The sequence below is a fragment of the Streptomyces sp. ME19-01-6 genome (assembly GCF_033793745.1).
GTDB lineage: Bacteria > Actinomycetota > Actinomycetes > Streptomycetales > Streptomycetaceae > Streptomyces.
In genome coordinates, this window is record NZ_JARAXF010000002.1 from 397744 (window position 1) to 416609 (window position 18866).

Annotated in this window: 12 protein-coding genes; 3 read left to right on the plus strand and 9 right to left on the minus strand. The window is 71.7% G+C overall.

The window, feature by feature from the left end; genetic code table 11:
• Positions 1-67 precede the first annotated feature (67 nt).
• On the minus strand, positions 68-2803 hold the full coding sequence (locus PV419_RS05520) for a SpoIIE family protein phosphatase (protein WP_319686517.1): 2736 nt from the start codon (positions 2801-2803) through the stop codon (positions 68-70).
• A gap of 182 nt (positions 2804-2985) precedes the next feature.
• On the minus strand, positions 2986-3948 hold the full coding sequence (locus PV419_RS05525) for a cyclase family protein (RefSeq protein WP_319686518.1): 963 nt from the start codon (positions 3946-3948) through the stop codon (positions 2986-2988).
• 85 nt (positions 3949-4033) lie between these two features.
• Between PV419_RS05525 and PV419_RS05530 the strand changes: the two genes are divergently transcribed.
• The 3 genes from PV419_RS05530 (at position 4034) to PV419_RS05540 (ending at position 9597) form a co-directional block, all read left to right on the plus strand.
• Positions 4034-4537, plus strand: coding sequence for a DUF5565 family protein (locus PV419_RS05530; RefSeq protein WP_319686519.1), 504 nt, complete (start codon positions 4034-4036; stop codon positions 4535-4537).
• Positions 4538-4939: 402 nt separating this feature from the next.
• A complete protein-coding gene (locus PV419_RS05535) occupies positions 4940-8647 on the plus strand; it encodes an HPC2 multi-domain protein (RefSeq protein ID WP_319686520.1) in 3708 nt (1235 codons plus the stop codon).
• Positions 8647-9597, plus strand: a complete 951-nt coding sequence (locus PV419_RS05540; RefSeq protein WP_319686521.1) for a WD40 repeat domain-containing protein — start codon at positions 8647-8649, stop codon at positions 9595-9597. The genes PV419_RS05535 and PV419_RS05540 overlap by 1 nt, the downstream gene beginning before the upstream one ends.
• A 29-nt stretch (positions 9598-9626) precedes the next feature.
• Here the strand turns inward: PV419_RS05540 and PV419_RS05545 are convergent, their stop codons facing one another.
• Genes PV419_RS05545 through PV419_RS05575 form a run of 7 tightly spaced genes read right to left on the minus strand, consistent with a single transcriptional unit; the run spans position 9627 to position 18860 of the window.
• Positions 9627-9926 carry a hypothetical protein gene (locus PV419_RS05545; RefSeq protein ID WP_319686522.1) on the minus strand — a complete coding sequence of 100 codons (300 nt, stop codon included), beginning with the start codon at positions 9924-9926 and terminating at the stop codon, positions 9627-9629.
• Between the two features lie 5 nt (positions 9927-9931).
• Positions 9932-12034: an ATP-binding protein gene (locus PV419_RS05550; protein WP_319686523.1), complete on the minus strand. Its 2103-nt coding sequence runs from the start codon at positions 12032-12034 to the stop codon at positions 9932-9934.
• Between the two features lie 5 nt (positions 12035-12039).
• Positions 12040-13884: a hypothetical protein gene (locus PV419_RS05555; protein WP_319686524.1), complete on the minus strand. Its 1845-nt coding sequence runs from the start codon at positions 13882-13884 to the stop codon at positions 12040-12042.
• Positions 13881-14411 (minus strand): hypothetical protein, encoded by a 531-nt coding sequence (locus PV419_RS05560; protein WP_319686525.1) that lies wholly within the window; start codon positions 14409-14411, stop codon positions 13881-13883. Before PV419_RS05560 ends, PV419_RS05555 begins: the two co-directional genes overlap by 4 nt.
• A 2-nt stretch (positions 14412-14413) precedes the next feature.
• Complete coding sequence (locus tag PV419_RS05565) at positions 14414-15550, minus strand: hypothetical protein (RefSeq protein ID WP_319686526.1); 1137 nt, start codon at positions 15548-15550, stop codon at positions 14414-14416.
• Positions 15547-17595, minus strand: a complete 2049-nt coding sequence (locus tag PV419_RS05570; protein ID WP_319686527.1) for a hypothetical protein — start codon at positions 17593-17595, stop codon at positions 15547-15549. Before PV419_RS05570 ends, PV419_RS05565 begins: the two co-directional genes overlap by 4 nt.
• A gap of 2 nt (positions 17596-17597) precedes the next feature.
• A complete protein-coding gene (locus tag PV419_RS05575; RefSeq protein ID WP_319686528.1) occupies positions 17598-18860 on the minus strand; it encodes a hypothetical protein in 1263 nt (420 codons plus the stop codon).
• Positions 18861-18866 lie beyond the last annotated feature (6 nt).

Below are 18866 nucleotides of genomic sequence, written 5' to 3' on the forward strand. Positions count from 1 at the left end.
CGGCTGATATCACAATATTTCAGACATTCCGCCGCTCGCCGTGACCCCAACGGATCAGTGGACCGCCTCAGACGCCGCTGAGCCCGCATTCCGCCCAGATGACCTTGCCCTGCGGGTTGTAACGGGTCCCCCAGCTCTGCGCCAGCTGCGCGACGAGGAACAGGCCGCGTCCTCCCTCGTCGGTGGCCGCCGCGCGGCGCAGGTGCGGGGCGGTGTTGCTGGTGTCGGACACCTCGCAGATCAGGGCGCGGTCATGGAGGAGCCTCACCCGGATGGGCCCGGCCCCGTGCCGGATGGCATTGGTGACGAGCTCGCTGAGCATCAGTTCCGTGGCGAACCCGGCCTCGTCGAGTCCCCAGTCGGCCACCTGCCGGAGGGCGGCGGCGCGGACTTCGCTGACCAGGGCGGGGTCGGCGGGCAGGTCCCAGGTGGCGATCCGCTGGGGGTCGAGGGCGTGGGTGCGGGCGACGAGAAGGGCGATGTCGTCACCGGGGTGGGCGGGCGCCACGGTGTCCAGCACCACCTGGCAGGTCTCCTCGGGTGTGCGCTCCGGGTGGGCCAGGGCGCGGGCGAGCTGGTCGAGGGCCAGGTCGAGATCGCGGTGCCGGTCCTCGATGAGTCCGTCGGTGTAGAGGACCAGCTGGCTCCCTGGGGGGAGGTGGATCTCGGCGGCCTCGAAAGGCAGGCATCCGAGGCCGAGAGGGGGTCCGGCGGGCAGGTCGGGGAACGACACGGCGCCGTCGGGACGGACCAGGGCGGGTGGGGGGTGTCCGGCGCGGGCCATGGTGCACTGCTGCGTGGTCGGATCGTAGACGGCGTACAGACAGGTCGCGCCGATGATGCCTCCGCCGTCGGACGTGGGGTCCTCCCGGTCCAGGCGTCCCACGAGGTTGTCGAGATGGCTGAGGACTTCGTCCGGAGGGAAGTCGAGTTCGGCGAAGCTGCGTGCGGCGGTGCGCAGCCGGCCCATGGTGGCGGCGGAGAGCATGCCGTGGCCGACGACATCGCCGACGAAGAGGCCGACACGGGTGCCGGACAGGGGGATGACGTCGTACCAGTCTCCCCCGACGTCGGATTCGGCGGGCAGGTAGCGATGGGCGACCTCCACGGCGTCCAGGTCCGGCAGACCGTGCGGGAGCAGGCTGCGCTGCAGGGCCAGGACCATGGCGCGTTCGCGCGTGTAGCGCCGGGCGTTGTCGATGGACAGCGCGGCGCGGCTGACGAGCTCCTGGGCCAGCGAACGGTCGTCGTCCCCGAAGGGGGCGGGGTTCTGCGCCCGCGCGCGGTAAAAGAGGACGACGCCCAGGACGACGCCGCGGGCGACCAAGGGCACCGCGATGAGGGAGTGGACGAGGTCCAGCAGCCGTCCGCAGTGCTCGGGGTCGTACGCGAGCCAGTCCGAGGCCGCCGTCAGGTCCGGCTCCAGCACTGCCTGCCCGCTGATCAGACTCCGCAGCGCGGGCGTGGCCGGACCATAGTCCATCTGCTTGCCCACCGGCATGAAGGGACAGTCGTCCCGGATGCCGTGGACCACCGTACGGCGCAGGTCACCGCGGGGATCGGCGGACTCCTCGCCGCGCAGTACGGCCTCGGACAGATCGATGGTGACGTAGTCGGCCAGTCCCGGCACCGCCGTCTCAGCGAGCTCCTGGGCCGTGCGGCCCACGTCCAGGGTGGTGCCTATGCGGGCGCTGGCCTCGGACAGCAGCTCCAGGCGGCGCCGCGCGGCCAGGGCATACGTCCCGACGTGCGGCTCCCCCACCAGGACGAGCCCCCTGGCGGGCGGTGGGGAGTCGAGGTGATCGTCCGTCGTGGCCACGGACCGCGGGGAGACGGGGACGACGGCGGGCTCGGCGGGGAAGCCCGGCGGCTGCTCCGGCGGCTGCTGCGACGGCTGCTCGATCCGGCGCGGGAGGGCGAAGGGCTCGAGCGGTGCGGGGCCGTGCAGCACGGCCTCGATGACGACGCCCTCCACTCCGGAGGCACTCGTCATCGGGCGGCTCACGAGCGTGACCTGCCGGCCGTCGGAGAGGGGCACCTCGACCGCGGCCCGCTGCGCGCGGGAGATCAGCTCGGCGGCCTTCTCCATGAGGATGGCCCGGTCACGGGGGTGCAACTCGAGGGCCGGCCCGTCGACCCCGAAGCGAAGGCCGACGGCGGCTTCGGCTCCGGTGGCCAGATACGCCCGCAGCAGAGCGCGCTCACGCGCGGAACTCTGCCCCAACAGCCGCCGCTCGATGGCCCCGGCCGCCTTGCGCACCACGGTGGCCAGCGCCGGGTCGTCGACACTGCGCGGATAGCCGAGGCACAGGACGCCCTCGATGCGGCCGCTGAGCGGGTCGCGAACGGGAAGCGCGCGGCAGGCGCTGGCCTGGGAGCGCTCGGCGAAGTGTTCGGCACCGTAAACCCGGATGAGCTGCCGCTCCGCCAGGGCGAGGCCGATGCCGTTGGTACCGGCGACCTGCTCGGCGAACACGAACCCCGGGACGCTCTGGATCGCCGGGAGGCTTCTGGCCAGCGACGCCTCACCGAAACGGCGCAGGAGAACCGTCCCGTTCGCATCGGCGACGGAGATGTTCACCGCGCTGCCGGCGAACCTGGACTGCAGCCGGTCGAGCACCGGCACGGCTGCGCGGATGATCCGGTCGTCCGGGTCGATGTCCTCCCGGAAGGGAAGGTCGGACTGGTCCGGCGACAGCCCCAGAGACCGGCAGCGCTGCCAGGAACTCAGGATCGGCGTTCGTACCCCCGCCTCGACCGGCTCCCCCTGCAGAAACCGCTCACGGAAACGAGCGGGTCCCATGCCGCCTGCCGCACGGCCCGCTGGTATCGGTTCACCGCCGGACCGACTCACGCTCCGCCTCACTTGCACGTTGAATAATCCGCACTTAGGAAATATCTGGCATTGACGAGGATACGGACATTATTGACGTGAGTCACGGTTCGCAAGGCTCCGCATTCACCTCGACCGAGCGGGATCGCTGGTCAGAGGACCGCGACCGGGTTGACGGGCGAGCCCGTCCCGCCCGGGACGTTCAGCGGCGCCACGACGAGCAGGAACTCATACCGTCCCGCCTCGGCGGCCGCGGCGGAGAGCGCTTCCAGGTCGAGGTTGTCCAGCAGCGGCACCCCCATCGCGGCCACGGCCAGAGCGTGGACCGGCGAGTGCACACCGTCCACGGGCGAGGGCCGCACATCGCTGTCGCCGTCTCCGCCGAGCAGCGCGATGCCGCGCTCGGCCAGCAGCGGTACGGCGTCCACGTGGAAGCCCGCGCTCGCCCTGTCGGCGTCCCAGGGGCCGAGTTCCCCGCGGCGGCGGACGTGGCCGGAACGCAGCAGCACCGCGTCCCCCTCGCCGATCGCCACATCGAGCGCCTCCTCCGCCGCGACGATGTCCCTGGCGTGCACCGCCTGTCCCGGCTCCAGCCAGCCGACGCCGAGGACGGCGGGCAGATCGAGGAGCACACCCCGCGTGACGAGCGGCCCGAGCGCCGAGACCGCGCCGAAACGGGCGCCCGCGGCATCGACGACCTCGCGTGCCGTCCGGCCGTCGTAGAGCTGCCCCCGGTAGGCGATGTGGCACAGCGCGTCGAGGTGGGTTACCCCCTTGCCGTGGTAGTCGACGGCGATGAAGTCCTTGTGAGTGGAGGGCTCCGGGCTCTCCACGTCTCCGAGATCGGTCATGTGGTGCAGGGCGGGCTTACGGTTGTCCGGGCCGGGCCGGGTGTTCCAGGGCAGCGCCATCGGGACGACCGTCCCGGACCGCACCCCGGCCGCGGCCCGCCGCACGCGGTCCGCGGTCACATGGTTCCAGGCACCGCGATCGGCCGGGGCCCAGCGACCCCACGTGCGAACCGACTCGAAGAGGGCGTCGAACTCGGGACGGGAGACGGCAGGACCGTTGCCGGTGCCGATCGGCCCTGGATCCGGAACATAGCTGGAGGTCATCTGCACTCACCGTTCCCTGGCGCGGGAGAGCGTCGTCCTCGTGACCAGAAATCCAGCTTCGCACACGCGTCGGCCAAGGAAGCGGGTGCCGAGCGCCGTCCCGCCGCCGATGACGGGGAGGGCCGGGCCACCCGCAAGTACGACGGCACCTGCGTCATGCTCGACGAAGCCGGCTCCTGGTGGGCCCGCCGCGAGGTCAAGAAGGGCCGGCCCGGACGGCTACGTCACCGTCTCCTTCGACGAGACGACCGGCAGGACCGTGGGCTGGGAGCCCATCGCCCAGTCCGCGTTCACCAAGTGGCACACCAAGGCATTGGACCGGCTGCCGCTCGAAGGCCTGTCCCCCGGCACGTACGAGCTGATCGGCCCGAAGATCAACGGGAACCCGGAGAAGGCCGACCACCACCGGCTCGTCCGGCACGAGCATGCCGCCGTGATCGACATGCCCGGCACGCTCTCGTTCGACACCCTCCGCGACCTGTTCGCCACCACACTGGCCCCGCGCGGCTTGGAGGGCGTGGTGTGGCACCATCCCGACGGCCGTATTGGCCAAGCTCAAGGCCGCGACTTCCCGCGGCACACCGCCTGACGACCGCGGACACGCGGTAGGCCCCGAATCCGGCGCGACGGTTTCGGGGCCTTTCCTCGGCTGCCTGTGGGTGCCTGATTTCCGGCACCCACAGGCTGTCAGCCGGTCCGGGCCTGGTGATCGAGGGCCACACAGCCTGAGCGCCGCGCTCCGGGCGAGACGGTTCAGGAACACGGGGGTGACGGTCTCGTCACGCCCGTGCTGCCACCCTTCATCGAGGGTGTCGACAGGACACCGAGTTCCTGTCGGCACCGACATGCCGTGGGAGGGTTCCGTCCGATGCCACCGCCAAAGGCTCTCGCGCTGCGGCCAAGGGCGACGAAGACGGCACCTGTCCCCACGCAAGACCGGCCAGAAGTACGCGGCCCCGCGCAACCCCACTTCCCTCCGTCCAACGCGGCGGTGACGGCCGCTCTGGCCGGCGGGCGCGGGACGGCGCCGCTTCCGCCGTTGTCGGCCCGAATGGCGCCCGCCGGGCAGGACATGGTGGGCAACGGCGCGGTCGCGGCGGCTCGCCGTACGGAACCCGACCCTCGGCAACCGCCTGCGGCGGAACAGACGTCGGCACCGGCACCGGCACCGGCACCGGCGGACACCGTGGAGGCGGCGCCCGCGGCCGCGGCCTCCGGCGCCGCGCCGGATGTGAAGGCACGTCCGGGCCCGGGCGCGGATCCGAAGTTCGCGACGCTGAAGAAGGACGTGCAGCGCAAGAAACGATCGGTCGCGAGCTCGCATCCGCCCCCGAGGACGGAAGCGGCGGCGGCGCAGGACGCGGCCCTGCCGCCCAAGGACGACGAAGAGGCGCAGGGCAAGACCGCCAACGCCGAGAAGATGAACGAGTCCCAGCCGAAGGAGTTCGACAAGGACGCGTTCATCAGGGCGGTCGAGAAGGCGATCGCCGAGAAGGCGCCGAAGAACCTGGACGAGGCGGACAAGTTCGCCGACTCCGGCAAGGCCGACGAGGTGCGGGCCGAGGTGCAGGGCAAGGTCGGCGAGGGCAAGACGGACTCGGCCGAGCAGATCGCCACGACGACCGCGGCACCGCCGGACACCTCCGCGGCCGTGCCCAAGGAGGTCGTACCGCTGGCCGCCGACCGGCCGCCTGGAACACCCGCCGCCCCGAATTCGGCGAACGCCGTCCCGGACAAGCTGCCGCCGTCGGCCACGGACATGTCCGCGGGTCCCGCACGGGTCGACCAGCAGATGGCGGACACGCAGGTCACCGAGACACAGCTGAAGAAGTCCAACGAGCCCAGCTTCAACAACGCCTTGGGTGAGAAGAAGGCCGCCGAGCAGCACTCCGCTGCGGCCCCCGGCCAGGTGCGCGGGCACGAGAAGAAGGAGCTGCGCGCCGCCACCGCACAGGCGCAGCGGCTCGGCGCCGCCGCGATGGGCGCGATAGGCGCCCAGCGGGTGCGGACCGGGCAGCAGGTCGGTGGGGGCAAGGCCGGCGCCAAGGGCCGGGACGAGGAGAAGCGGGCCCAGGTCACGGCGATCCTGCAAGGTGTCTTCGACACCATGAAGAAGGACGTCGAGGCGATCCTCGACGGCCTCGACAAGCTCGTCGACGACCAGTTCGGCAGGGATGAGAAGGCGGCGCGGGACGCGTTCACCGCCGAACACAAGCGGAAGATGGAGGAGTACAAGGACCGGCGGTACTCGGGCGTGATCGGCAAGGGGCGCTGGGTCCGGGACCTGTTCGCCGGGCTGCCCGCCGAAGCCGACAAGATCTTCGAGGAGGCCCGCGACAACTACGTCCGCCGGATGCGGCAGGTGATCTCCGATGTCGCCGACACCATCGGCGGCGAGCTGAACCGGGCGAAGCGCCGCATCGCACAGGGCCGGACCGAACTGCAGGCCGCGGTGCGCAAACTCCCGGCCGACCTGCGGTCCATCGGACAGCAGGCGGCCGCCGAGTTCACCGACAAGTTCGACGAACTCACCCAGTCCGTGGACGACAAGGGCACGCAGCTCGTCGACACGCTGGCCACCAAGTACACCGACGCGCTCAAGTCCGTCGACGACGAGATCGCCGCGGAGAAGGAGAAGAACAAGGGCCTCGTGGCCAAGGCCGTGGACGCGGTCAAGTCCGTCATCAACACCATCCTGGAGCTGAAGCGGCTGCTGCTGTCGGTCCTGGCCAAGGCCGCGTCGGCGGTCATGCTGATCCTCAAGGATCCGATCGGCTTCCTGCGCAACCTGGTCTCGGCCGTCGGCGCCGGCCTGCGGCAGTTCCTGGCGAACATCGGCCGCCACCTGCAGCAGGGCATCATGTCCTGGCTGTTGGGCAAGACGGCCGAGGCGGGCATCGAGCTGCCGTCGAAGTTCGACGCGCAGGGCGTCCTGAAGATGCTCGCCTCCCTGCTCGGGCTGACCTGGCAGAACATCCGCGCCCGGATCGTCCGCAAGGTTCCGAAGATGGAACCGGCGATCGCGGCGGCCGAAACCGCGGTGCCGCTGGTCGCGGAGGTCCGCAAGCGGGGCGTCGCGGGGATGTGGGAGGACCTCAAGACGCGCGTGGGCGACCTGAAGAAGGAACTGCTCGACAAGGTCATCGCTTATGTGACGCCCACGATCATCCAGGCCGGGATCATGTGGGTGATCTCGTTGCTCAACCCGGCGTCCGCGTTCGTCCGGGCGGTGAAGCTGATCATCGACATCGTGCGCTTCATCGTCACCCAGGCGCGCCAGATCTTCGAGTTCGTGAACACCGTGCTGGACGCGGTCATCTCGATCGCGAGGGGCGGCAGCGGCGGCGTCCCGGGCCTGATCGAACGCGCCCTGGCCCGCTCCATCCCGGTCCTGCTGGGCGTCCTGGCCGCGATCCTGGGCGTGGGCGGCATCGCCTCCAAGGTCAAGCAGATCGTCCAGGCCCTCTCCAAGCCGGTGAACCGAGCGGTGGACTGGGTGATCGACAAGATCGTCGGCCTGGTGAAGAAGCTCTGGGCCAAGATCAAGAACAGTAAGGCGTGGTCCAAGGCCAAGGACAAGAGCGGCAAAGCGTTGGCCAAGGTCAAGGACAAGAGCAAAAAAGCATGGGCCAAGGTCAAAGAAAAGACGGCGGCCGTCTTCAGCTGGATCGCTCAGAAGATCACCGGAAAGACCATCGCAAAACCCTTCGCCATGGCTTCCGGGGAGCGGCACACCCTTACCGCCCATCCCTCCGGCTCCGGCTTGAAGATCACCATCGCAAGTGCGTTCGCCGGTGAGATCCGGCTTGTGATGACGAAGGTGGAGGCCGAAGCGAAAAGCCTGCCCGAGCCCGAGAAGTCGAAGGCACTGTCGGCCATCTCCGGCGTCAAGAGCCAGCTCACGCGGATGTCCACAGCGGAAAAGAAATGGCTTTCGAGCAAGGCGGCGGCTGAGAAGGACGTCAAGAAACGCGTGGAGAAGCGGAAAGCGAAGGGCAAGATCAAGACCGCGGCGGAGGCCGAGGCGCTCAGCAAGCAATGGCTCGCCGAGAAGGAGCAGAGGCTTTACCAACCCATCGAAGAGCTCCTTGCCGCTCAGATCAGAGAGCTGAGCAAGCTCAAGAGCATGCAGCAGTTCGTCCAGGTGCGGGAATCGGACACCCGCCGTCTGCCGCGCGGTTACGACGTCCGCACTCGACTCTATGTCCTGAAGAGCCAGTGGAAGTCAAAGTCCTCTGCTTGGCGCACGAAGGAGAAGAAGACCGTCGTGGATACTGTGCGGACGGCCCTGGCTTCGGGGCAGACGCCGGCCTCCCGGGCCAAGCTGGTCCAGCTCGACAAGCTGTACCAGTTGCCTGACGACGCGCTCGACTTGTTCGACGACGGAAAGCTCACGGTCAACCATGTCACGAAGACTCGATACGATGTCGACCACAAACGCGCCCTGGCCCAGCACTGGAAAGAAGCCGGGTATAAGTCGGACGACGCAGAGCGCCGGGGACACACGGTCAACGAGTCGAACTGGCGGCTCATCACCCGTTCCAAGAACGCCAGCCTCCAGGCGGGCGGGCATCACTACCATGAACAGCGCGATCTTGGCAAATCGTTCACCAGCGAGCTCGCGGACGGCGGGATTCCCAACGCCAAGCGGATCGACGGCCGCCCCCTCCTTGACGAGCACGAGAGGCCGATCGTCTGATGAAGCTCACCGTCCCGCCCACCCCGGTGGCCCTCACCAACCCGTCACTGGTCACCTGTGTCGCGATCAGTCCGGACAGCAGGGATGTGGTCGTGGGCCAAGTGGCCACAGACGAGCATCCAGCGCTGAGCCGGTGGAGCTTGCCCGGCCTGTCTCCGCTTCCCGGGCCGGAGCCCTGCCCGCTCGCCCCCGACCGGGACACGTGCAACGTCCTGGCTCGCTCGGAGCAAGGTCTGCTGGCCGTGGCCGGCATGAGCACCCAGCAACTGGTTGTCATGGATACAGCAGGAGGCGCGCGGACCACGCCGGTTGACGGGGCAGTAATGTGGGCGGCACTGGCCGGTGGGCTGCTTGCCAGCAGTGGCACCGAAACCCGGATTCAGGACCTCGCCTCGGGCAGAATCATCTGGCGTCAGCAGCCTTCGGCTCCACGGGAGCCGAGCCATTCGAGCCTGGCCCCACAGATCGCCTTCCGGCCGGACCAGCAGGCGTTCGCGGTGGGAGGTTCCGGGGAACCCACCATCCTCGTATACCCGCTGGCCGGAGCCGACACGCTGCCGGACGCGGACCCCTTGGCCACGCTGTCCGGAGCGCCGGAGCGGTTGCGCTGGCTCGGGTTCAGCCCCGGCGGGGAGTACCTCGTGGCGGTCGATGCGTACGCCAACAGCACGGTCATCTGGCGTTCCGGGGACATCGAGCCCCATCTGCCGGACCTCTTCGGCGAGCATGCCCATGACTACTGGTCCATCGCCTTGCACCCGGATGGCGAGCACTGCGCGATGGGCATGCTGTCCGGATATATCGACCTCTACCGACTGTCCGACGGCGAGCTGCTCGACTCCCAGCAGCAGCACCTGGGGCGCGTGCAGGCGCTCGCCTTCGCCCCGGACGGCTCGCTGCTGCTCAGCGGCGGGGACGACGGCAAGCTGTTGGCGTGGCCGGTCGGCTGATGCCGGCTTCGGCGCGAGGCCGCCCGGTGTCAGAGCGCACGAGCGGACTTGTCCTTCGGTGCCACGATCACCAGCGGCGGTGATGCGGTCGGCGCCATGTGCAACGCCGCTTTCGCCACCGCCGCGTTGCCCATTTGATCATGACCCGCAAGGACCATGGGGCCCATCGGCGCCGGATGACGCACCGCCTGGGCCACCGTCGCGTTACTCACGGGCACCGGAGCCGGAGCCGGCACCTGGCGGGTGGCCGTCGCCGTCTCCTGGGCGCGGGCCGGTGGGACCGGGGCCACGAGCCGGTGCAGGGAGAGCGGGGGTTCGGTGGGCAGCATCGGTGTCACCCCGGGGTTCCGTCGTCGAGCAGATGGGCGTGCGGGCCGAGTTCGGTCGGGCGGAGGAGGCGGGCCTCGCGCTGGAATTGGCGGGCCACGCCGCGGACGACGTGGCGCATGGCAATCGTAGCGCCACCGCTGTCCGCCGCGGCGAGGGCGGCGGTACGGGCGGCCGCGGTGATGGCGGCGCCGGTCATGTCCAGGCGGGCCAGGGCGTCCAGGTCCACGTCGGGCGCGAGCGGGGCCTCCTCGGGGAAGGCGATGCGCCACAGTCTGCGGCGTTCGGCGGCGGCCGGGCGGGGGAAGTGGACGACGAAGTGGAAGCGCCGGGTGAAGGCGGGGTCGATGTTGTCCTTCAGATTGCTGGTCAGGATCACCAGGCCGTCGCTGGCTTCCAGGCGTTGCAGCAGGTAGCCGACTTCCAGGTTGGCGTACCGGTCGGTGCCGTGCTTCACCTCGCCGCGCTTTCCGAACAGGGCGTCGGCCTCGTCGAAGAGCAGCACCGCGTGGCTCTCCTCGGCCTGCCGGAAGGCGATCTCCATGTTCTTCTCCGTCTCGCCGACCCATTTGGAGACGACCTGGGCGAGGTCCACCTTGAGCAGTTCCAGGCCGAGCATGCCGGTGACGATCTCGGCGGACATGGTCTTGCCGGTTCCGGGCTCTCCGGTGAAGAGTGCCTTGACCCCGCCGTGCCCCGAGCGGCGGGCGAAGCCCCAGCTCTCGGCGATCCGGGGCCAGGCGCGGAAGGCCGACGCGATTTCCAGGATCTGGCGGAACTGGACGTCGGGCAGGACCAGGTCGTCGACGGTGCGCCGGGGCACGATCGAGTGGACGGCGCTGCCGCTGCGTCCGCGGGTGACGGTGGCGATGGCGGGTTCGACGTGGTCGGCGACCGGCTCCGGGTGTCCGTTGCCTGCCAGGCGTGCTCCGGCGTCCGCGACCGAGGCCACGGCGCGCAGTTCGCCGCCGCTCATCCGGTACCGGACGGCGAGGTCTTCGAGGAGGGTTCCGTTCAGGTCCGGGAGCGCGGCCGACCACATCGCCCGACGGTCGGTGAACCCCGGTACCGGAACGGTGAGTTCGGCGTACCCGCGCGCGGCGAGCAGGCCCGCCGGACGCCAGGGCTTCAGGCCGGTCAGGCACACCGGCACGCGCGAGCGCAGCAGCGCGGCGGACACCGCGTCGGCGTGCGGCCGCTGCGGCTCCCCGTGCAGATCGTCGGTGGGGATCCACAGCACCGCGCCCAGCACGGCGGCCGTCCGCAGGTCGGCCTCGGGGTCGTCGGTCAGGGTCCGCAGCGGTGCTCCCGCTGCCCGGGCCAGCGCCTGGACGGCATCGAGCTGGCCGTCGGGCGGGCAGCCCCACAGCCCGGCCAGGTCGATGTCGCCGGAGCCGAGCGCACGGCCCAGCCGGGTGAGTCGCTCCGAGGACAGGTACGGGGACAGCACGCGCGGCTCCGGCGGCGCGACCTCGCCGGGGTCGTGGCCGAGCAGTCCGACGTCGCCGCCCCAGCCCAGCAGGAAGTCCAGCACCCCGGGGCCGAGGACCAGTTCCTGGGCGAGCTCGACCGCGGACTCGCCGTGCGCGCGCAGCAGACCGTACCGACGCAGCGGCCCCGCCGGGCCGAGGGAGCGGCGCAGGGCGAGGCGGGCCGCCGCGCTGTCCGCGCCAACACCCACCAGCAGTTCCACGCTCGGCAGCCGCCGGTTCAGGTTGTCCACGATGTAGGCGTAGATCCGCTCGTAGCCGCGGTCCAGTTCGGGCGCGGCGGCCAGGAGCAGCGCGTCCTGTTCCGCGCGGGTCAGGCCGAAGCGGGTGGCGAGGGCGTCCAGTGGCAGGGTGGTGCCCTCGGCGGCCGCGCGCCGCCTCAGCTCCCGTTCGGCTTCCGGCTCCGTCGGTCGGGGTACGTACGGCTCGGCCATGGTGTCGGTGAAAGCGTGCACCTCGCCGAGCAGCACCTCGACCTGTTCGTCGGTCACGCAGTACGGCGTGAGGTCCGGCCGGGTGAGCCGGGCGGCGAGCCGGGCCTGGCGCTCGACGGCGGTGCGCAGCGCCCGGTGCACCTCGGCCAGCCGCATCCTCAGGTGTTCCCGTGCCGGTTCGCCCATACGCCTCACCCGGCCGAGAAGGTCAGGGTCCGGCCGCCCAGCCAGACCACGTCGGGTACATCGGCGAGCAGGCCGCCGCGCAGGAGATCCGCGTGGCGCCGTCCCATCGGGACGCGTACCCGGACGGCCGCGGTTTCGTATCGCACCGTGGCCTCCAGGTCGGCGAAGCGGCTCAGGACCAGCAGTGGATCCGGTGTCTCGCGGTCGCGCCAGAGCGTCCAGGCGATGGTGGACAGGCCGAGCGCCGCGGCCAGGGTGACGGTGCGCTCCAGGCCGCCGTCCGGTGCGAGCGGCACCGCCCGGCGCTCGGTGACCAGGGCGGTCACCAGGTCCGCGAGCCGCTCGGCGTGGGCGGGCAGCGCGGCGGCGAGCCGCGTGTCCGGTGTCGTGCCCGCGGCGGTCCACAGCGGTGTGCGCCAGGGCAGCCGCGTCACCGGATCGCGGCGCAGCGGCCGTACGCCGGTGAGGAACGGTACGCCCGCCGAGGCGAGTTCGCGCAGGGTGCCGGGAGGCAGGGGGCCGTCGCAGAGCAGCACGGACGGCCGCCCGCACGCCTGCCAGTGCGGCAGCAGCCCGGCGGCCTCCGCGGCCCAGGCGATCGGGAACATTCCCTGGGCGTCGACGAGGAGCAACCCCCCGTCGGCTTGCGCGGTCCCCGTGATCAGGAGCGGATCGGCGGGGTCGTGGCCGCGGCACACGGACAGCGCCAGGACGCCGTCGAGGACCGGGAGCGCGGGGCGCGCCTGGCGGGCGAAGGCGGCCAGCCGTTCCTCGGCGACGGGTGGGTGGAGGCCGGCGAAGGCGGCCGCGGCCTCGCCGTCCCCGTCGGCGCGGCGCCAGCCCCGTGCGGTCACGCCCAGCACGTTGTACGCCAGTGCCGCCGCGAACAGCGGTGCTTCCTCGGCCAGTTCGACGCCTGCCAGGGCAGGGCCGATCGCGTCGAGGTACCCGATGCGTGCCAGTGGCCCGGCGAGCAGGAAGGGCAGCGCGGAGCGCACCCGTACCTCATCGTGGGTACGCACCTCGTCGGGGGTGCGTACCAGGGCGGTGCCGCTCGCCGCCCCGGGTCGCTCCTCGGCGGCCCGGTCGTACGGGCCCGCCGACGACCGCGCCAGCCGTACCGCCTCCTCGCGGTCCGCCGACGCCAGGAAGCCGGCGAGCACCCGGGGCAGGTCCGCCGCGTCGACGCCCGCGACCGCGGCGCGCAGACGCTCGGGCAGCGCCTCGGCGGCCCCGGGCCGGGCGGCCTCGCCGCGCGGGCCGGCGGGAGGAGGGGCCGCCGCGAGGGCGCGCCCGACGAGTTCGGCGAGCAGCCGTGCCGCCGCCGTGTCGTCGACGCCGAGCAGGGCGAGCAGGTACGCCCGCACCGACTCGTCCGGCACCAGCGCCAGCAGGGCGTCCAGTTCGCCGCGCTCGGCGAGTTCGGCGAAGAGCGCGGCGGCGCTCGGGACGGTCCACGGGTCCGGCGCCTTTGCGAAGGACTCCTCGAACGGCACGGCGCCGGCGCTGTCGCCGCCGGGCGCGTCGACGGGCAGCTCCACCACCGGTACTGGCGCGAAGTGCACCTCGACGGGCGGCCCGCCGCCCGCGGGCCGCCCGGTCCCTCCGGGGCGGCCCGGCCGGATGGTGACGGTCAGCGGCTCGGTGATCTCCACGTCCGGCCCGTCGGCCGACAGCCGCTCGGCGAAGTGGTCCTCCAGCAACGCCGGCAGGGCGTCGACCACCTGTCGGATCAGGTCGCGTGGCTCGGGTCCCCAGCTCCACCCACCGCGCCGGACCACCGTCACGGTGCACCGGTGCACCGTGATGTCACCGGTCTCGTCGGCGGTCGGCGCGGTGGGCGCGCTCACGTCACTTTCTCCATCTCCAGGTGGCCCGCCCAGCCGGCGGCGAGCACCAGCACACCGTGCACGCTGTCCGCGACGAGGGTCACCGGCAGTTTCACCTGGGTCTGCTGGGCCGGGATCTCCCCGGCCAGCACATGGGTGTCCTGCTCGTCGGAGACCAGGGCGACGACGGGGGTGGGGCCGGCCGCGGCGACCTTCACGGTGATGGTGAGCCCGTCCTTGGCCAGCGCGATGCCGTCGGTCCACGACGCGAGGCGCACCAGCGCCGGTTTGGGTTTGCCGTCGGACGTCACCTCGACACCGAAGGCCAGCGGATCGGTGAGGGCGTCCGGTTCGTCGTCCACGGGCGCCACGGCGAGGTCCCTGACGCCCAGCGGAAGGGTCGCGATACGGCCTCCGCCCAGGGAGACGCGCAACGGCAGCGCGCGTCCGACGAGCGCGGCCACATCGGCCGGGGCACCGGCGCCGGTCAGGGCCAGCGCGCCCACGACGTGGCCGGTGGCGACCGCGTACACCACGGAAAGAGCCATCGTCAGCCACCGCCGTTCGTTGCCGCGACCGTCGCCACGGCGAGGAAGTCGACCGTCCCGGGCTGTTCGACGACCTTGGCCGGGGTCACCAGGGGGTTGTACAGGCGCACCCGGCAGCGGACCCGCCGGTCGCCGTCCACGGTGGCCTCCACCGGGCTGTACAGCGTCGCGTCCGCCAAGGGTGGTGTGCGCGGGGTCAGATGGACGTGGATCACCACCCGGCCGTCGGCGACCTGTTCCGGGGTGATGCCGGACGGCAGTGGCAGCAGCATCCCGTCGGTGGCCGTCCCGGAGGCCACCAGTGTGCTGCCGGCCGACATCCGGCCGCTGAAGCTGCCCTCGATCGCGAGGTTGCCGTTGGCGGCCACGGTCATCAGCGGGGTGACCGCGCCACTGCCCTGGTAGAGGCCGAAGATCAGGCTCGGCTGCTCGCCGCCGGACAGCACGAGCGCGGGCTTGCCCTCCTGGGCCTCGAGGTCCGTTCGCAGGGTCAGCGCGCCCGATGCGGCCGAGACGGTGTCCGCGCGCACGCCCGCGAAGCGCACCGCGACCCCGCGCGCCGTGGTCTCGACGCCGCTGAAGTGGCCGTCCGCCCATCGGACGTAGCCCAGCAGGATGAGCCAGCGGGCGGGCGGATCGGCCGGTGGATCGCCGATCGCGGGCGGTCTCTGCTCCGCGACCAGCCGTTCGTCGCCGAGGCGCCCGAAAAGGATCTGGTGCGACTCCTCCACGCGGGTCTTCGTGGCGTTCCCGGAGCAGGAGACCGGCCCGGGGGGTTGGGCCGGTTCCCGGTCGGCGGAAGTGAGGAAGACCGGGTAGGGGTCGTCCCTCGGCTGGTCCGCGCCGTTGACCTCTTCGAAGTCGCTCTCGCGCAGTACGACCGGCTCGGTGACGACCACCTCGCGGCCGGTCCCGTCGACGGCGATCCCGGCCGAGACGCTCACCTCGACATGGCGGACGCCCGTCAGAGGGTCGGTGCGGGGCTCGGTGACGAGGCCGAGCCCTTCGACGACGCCCCACTCGTGCAGGTGCCGCGCGTGCCGGGCGGCCCGGCCGCGCGCGTACTCCACTGTGGCCGACAGGTCCGCGGCGGCCAGTACCTGGCCCTCGTGGAAGGCGGGGCGCAGCGGGCCCGTCATGGCGTCTCACCGGACTTTCGGGTACGGGGCGACCGGGCGCGCTTGGCCGGCGGCCTGGCGGGCTCGTCAGCATGGTCCGGTGCTTGATCCGGTGCTTGATCCGGCGCTTGATCCGGCGCCTGGCCCGCTGCCTGCTCCGACGCGCCTTCGAGCTCCGCGAGGCGGGGCCCGAGCCGTTCCGGCACTTGCTCCTCCAGGTGGCTCACCTGCGTCCGGGCGCTGCCCAATTGGCCGCGCAGCCCCTCCACAGCAGCGGTGAGATCGGCGACTTGCGTCCTGAGCCGGGCGAGTTCCCGCATGCTGTCGGTGACTTCGCTGGGGGTCGTGTAGACCTGTTCGTGCAGTTCCTTGGGCGGCGTCTCGCCGGGTGCGGGAGTCAGCAGCAGGGACAGCATCTCCTCCAGGTCCCCGGTGCGCGGCCAGTCGCCGAGCAGTCCCTCGGCGTACGGGCGTGCCACCGGACCCTCGGACGGGAGCGTCGGCTTCTGGTACCGCGGCACCGGTTGGCAGCACACGCGCTCGGCGAGCTCCCGCAGCCGGTAGAGCTTGGGCAGCCACTCGCCGTACGCCGATCCGCCCGGGAGCACCTGCTCCCGGGTGGCGGAGCAGACCCGTACGACATCGCAGCCGTCCAGCTCCAGATGTGCGAGCAGGACGTCGGTGTCGGTGCAGTCGCCGCACGGCGGATTCAGCGTGGCGCACCCCGCGTCGGTCAGGAACCGGCGCACCGCGGTGCCCAGGGCGGCGGCCGTTTCCGCGATCTGCTGCACCTCGGCGATGGTCGTCTTCTCGGTGCTGTCCGGCGGCGGGGGCGGCAGCAGCGGCGGTACGTCAACGGCGGCGACGTCCGCGCGCAGCGCGCAGTCGGCGAGGTCGGCGGCCTGCTCCAGCCGGCCCAGCAGCCACTCCCTGATCAGGGCGATGTCCGCGCGGAACTCCACCCGCAACGCGTGGCCGAGCGGCGTGCCCTGGGCCAGCATGCGCACTTCCAGCGGCGCGTCCGGGTCGCCCCCCTCCGGTACGACCCGGGCCGCGGTCTCGGTGACGACGGCCTGGGCAATCGTGCGGCGCAGCGGGTCGGGCCACGCCGCTTCCACGTCGGCGCCCCTGAGCCGCTCGCACGCCGTGCCCAGGACGCCGCGGGCCTCCCGCACGGTGGCGAGGTCCGGGTAGTCCTTCCTGAGCCGGTCCTGCCCGGCCGGGTCGTAGGTGTCGAACCGCGCGACGGCGGCGGCCAGCGCGCGTACGTGTTCGGTCGTCTCACGGGCCGTCGGCGGGGGCGGCGCCCCCTCGCCGCCCGCGTTCTGGCGCAGCCACGCGAAGGCGGTGGCGTACCGCTGCGCGTCGGCGGCGTCGAAGCGGAAGGCCCGGCCGGTGCCGAGGGACGCGACGAGGAGGGCGTCGGCGTAGTGCGCGAGCCGCCGGTCGCGGGTGCGGGCCCGGTCGGCCCGCGCGAGGTCGCCGAGGTTCGCGAGGAGCCGGGTGCCGGGGTTGTGGCGGTGGTCCTCGAAGTCGTCGCGCCTGACGACGAAGCTGAACCCCTCCTGGATCCTGGAGGATACGCATCCCGGTGAGGGGCAGGGCTCCTCCGTGGCGTACGGTGCCACCGGCTCGACGGGGAGCTCCTGGTAGCGCACGTAGAGCCCGTAGCGGCGCCCGCCGCCGTCGGCGTCGTTGTCGTCGTCGGCACAGTTTTCCCCGCAGTCCACGCCGAGGGCGCTGACGCGCCCCTCCCGCACCAGTGCCCGTACGTCGACCCGTTCGGTGCAGCGCACCACGATGTCGTTTCCGCCGCAGTCCAGCGCGTGTCCGGGGTGGACCGCCACGGTTCCGCCGCCGCACGGGTCGCAGGTGACGCCGAGGCCGCAGATGACTCCCGGGCCGTACAGGGACCGGTTGTGCAGTCTGCGCTTCGCCGTCGTGTACTCGACCAGCAGGCTGAGATCGTCCTCGGTCAGCAGTTGCCCGGCGAAGAAGCGGGGACGTACGAAGGCGGAGGTCCGGGTGGCGTCGCCCCCGCAGCCGCATCCGCAGTCTGTTCGCATGATCAGCGCTCCTTCACGAAGAACCAGCTCTCGAAGACGTCCCCGCCCGCACCGGTGCCGGACGTCCAGGGACCGATGCCCGAGGGCGGGAGGTCGCAGCCGCCGTGCGCCGCCGACGGGGTCGCCTCGGCGTCGATGGTCGGTACCCGTCCGCCGACATGGGTGCCGTCGACCGGGCGGCAGCAGCGGTCGAGGATGAACGCGGCACGGACGGTGATCAGTACGCGGTCGCCGTCCTGCAGCGTCTCGCGCGTGGTCTGGCGGTAGCGGAACTGCCGGGTGAACTCGTCGCATGCACCGTCTGTTCCGGGGTCCGGTTCGGCGTCCGGTTCGGCGAACGCGCCGCCCATGTACCAGGTGGAGGCGTTGCGGCCGCTGCCGCCCTCGATCACCTGCAGCTCCACCACACCGGGCCGCAGCGTGTCGGACCGTACGCCGGCGGAGAACCGCACCACGAGCCCGCCGTCCTCGTCCTGGGTGCCGAGGAGGGCCTTGGCCTCGTCGATGGTGTAGGTGTGTCCGTGGATCCAGTTGATACCGGTGATCACCGTGGGCAGGTGGCGGCCGAACGGGCGGCGTACGTTCATGTGGATCTGGTGGCGGCGCACCGGCTCGTGCCAGTCCACGCAGTCGATCCTGGCCAGCCACAGCACCTTGTGCCCGCAAGGGGTGCAGCACGTGTCACAGCGCTCGTCCACCGGCGGCTCGCACCCGGTGACCCGTACCCTGTGGCACTCCTCCGTCCAGCCGAACTCGCAGTCGGAGGTGTCCGCGCAGGCGTCGTTGTAGACGGCGCGGGTGGGCTCGACGGGCCGCTCGGCGTACTCGATGCCGACCCAGACGGTGTCGGTGTCCCGCTCGTGCGCGGGCAGCGCCTTCCACAAGTCGATCACGCAGCCGCCGCGCACCACGACCTCATTGCCGTCGCAGTCCACGGCGAGACCGGGAGTGATCTTCACCTTGGCCCTGCGCCGGGTGCGCTCCGGCTCGGCACCGCCCTCTTCCACGCTCTCCTCGGGCTGCGCGGACTCCCCGGCGGAATCCGGCGGGCAGTCGTCCTCGTCCCGCGGCACCGGTTCCACGTGCAGGCCGCACACCACGCCGTAGCCGAGAAGACTGCGCATGCGCAGTCTCAACTTCTCGCGGTAATACTCCTGTTCACGCTGGAAGTCCCGCGCGCCCAGCATCTGGCCGTGGAAGTACCGCAGCCGACGCAGCGGTGGCGCGTCGAACTCCCCTGTCCTTGATGTCCCTGGCTCCGTCATCGCCCC

Bases quoted from the DNA above. Each gene is read 5' to 3' on its own strand.
- PV419_RS05520 (WP_319686517.1), bottom strand. From the start codon at position 2,803: ATGGGACCCGCTCGTTTCCGTGAGCGGTTTCTGCAGGGGGAGCCGGTC.
- PV419_RS05525 (WP_319686518.1), bottom strand. From the start codon at position 3,948: ATGACCTCCAGCTATGTTCCGGATCCAGGGCCGATCGGCACCGGCAAC.
- PV419_RS05540 (WP_319686521.1), top strand. From the start codon at position 8,647: ATGAAGCTCACCGTCCCGCCCACCCCGGTGGCCCTCACCAACCCGTCA.
- PV419_RS05545 (WP_319686522.1), bottom strand. From the start codon at position 9,926: ATGCTGCCCACCGAACCCCCGCTCTCCCTGCACCGGCTCGTGGCCCCG.
- PV419_RS05550 (WP_319686523.1), bottom strand. From the start codon at position 12,034: ATGGGCGAACCGGCACGGGAACACCTGAGGATGCGGCTGGCCGAGGTG.
- PV419_RS05560 (WP_319686525.1), bottom strand. From the start codon at position 14,411: ATGGCTCTTTCCGTGGTGTACGCGGTCGCCACCGGCCACGTCGTGGGC.
- PV419_RS05565 (WP_319686526.1), bottom strand. From the start codon at position 15,550: ATGACGGGCCCGCTGCGCCCCGCCTTCCACGAGGGCCAGGTACTGGCC.
- PV419_RS05570 (WP_319686527.1), bottom strand. From the start codon at position 17,595: ATGCGAACAGACTGCGGATGCGGCTGCGGGGGCGACGCCACCCGGACC.
- PV419_RS05575 (WP_319686528.1), bottom strand. From the start codon at position 18,860: ATGACGGAGCCAGGGACATCAAGGACAGGGGAGTTCGACGCGCCACCG.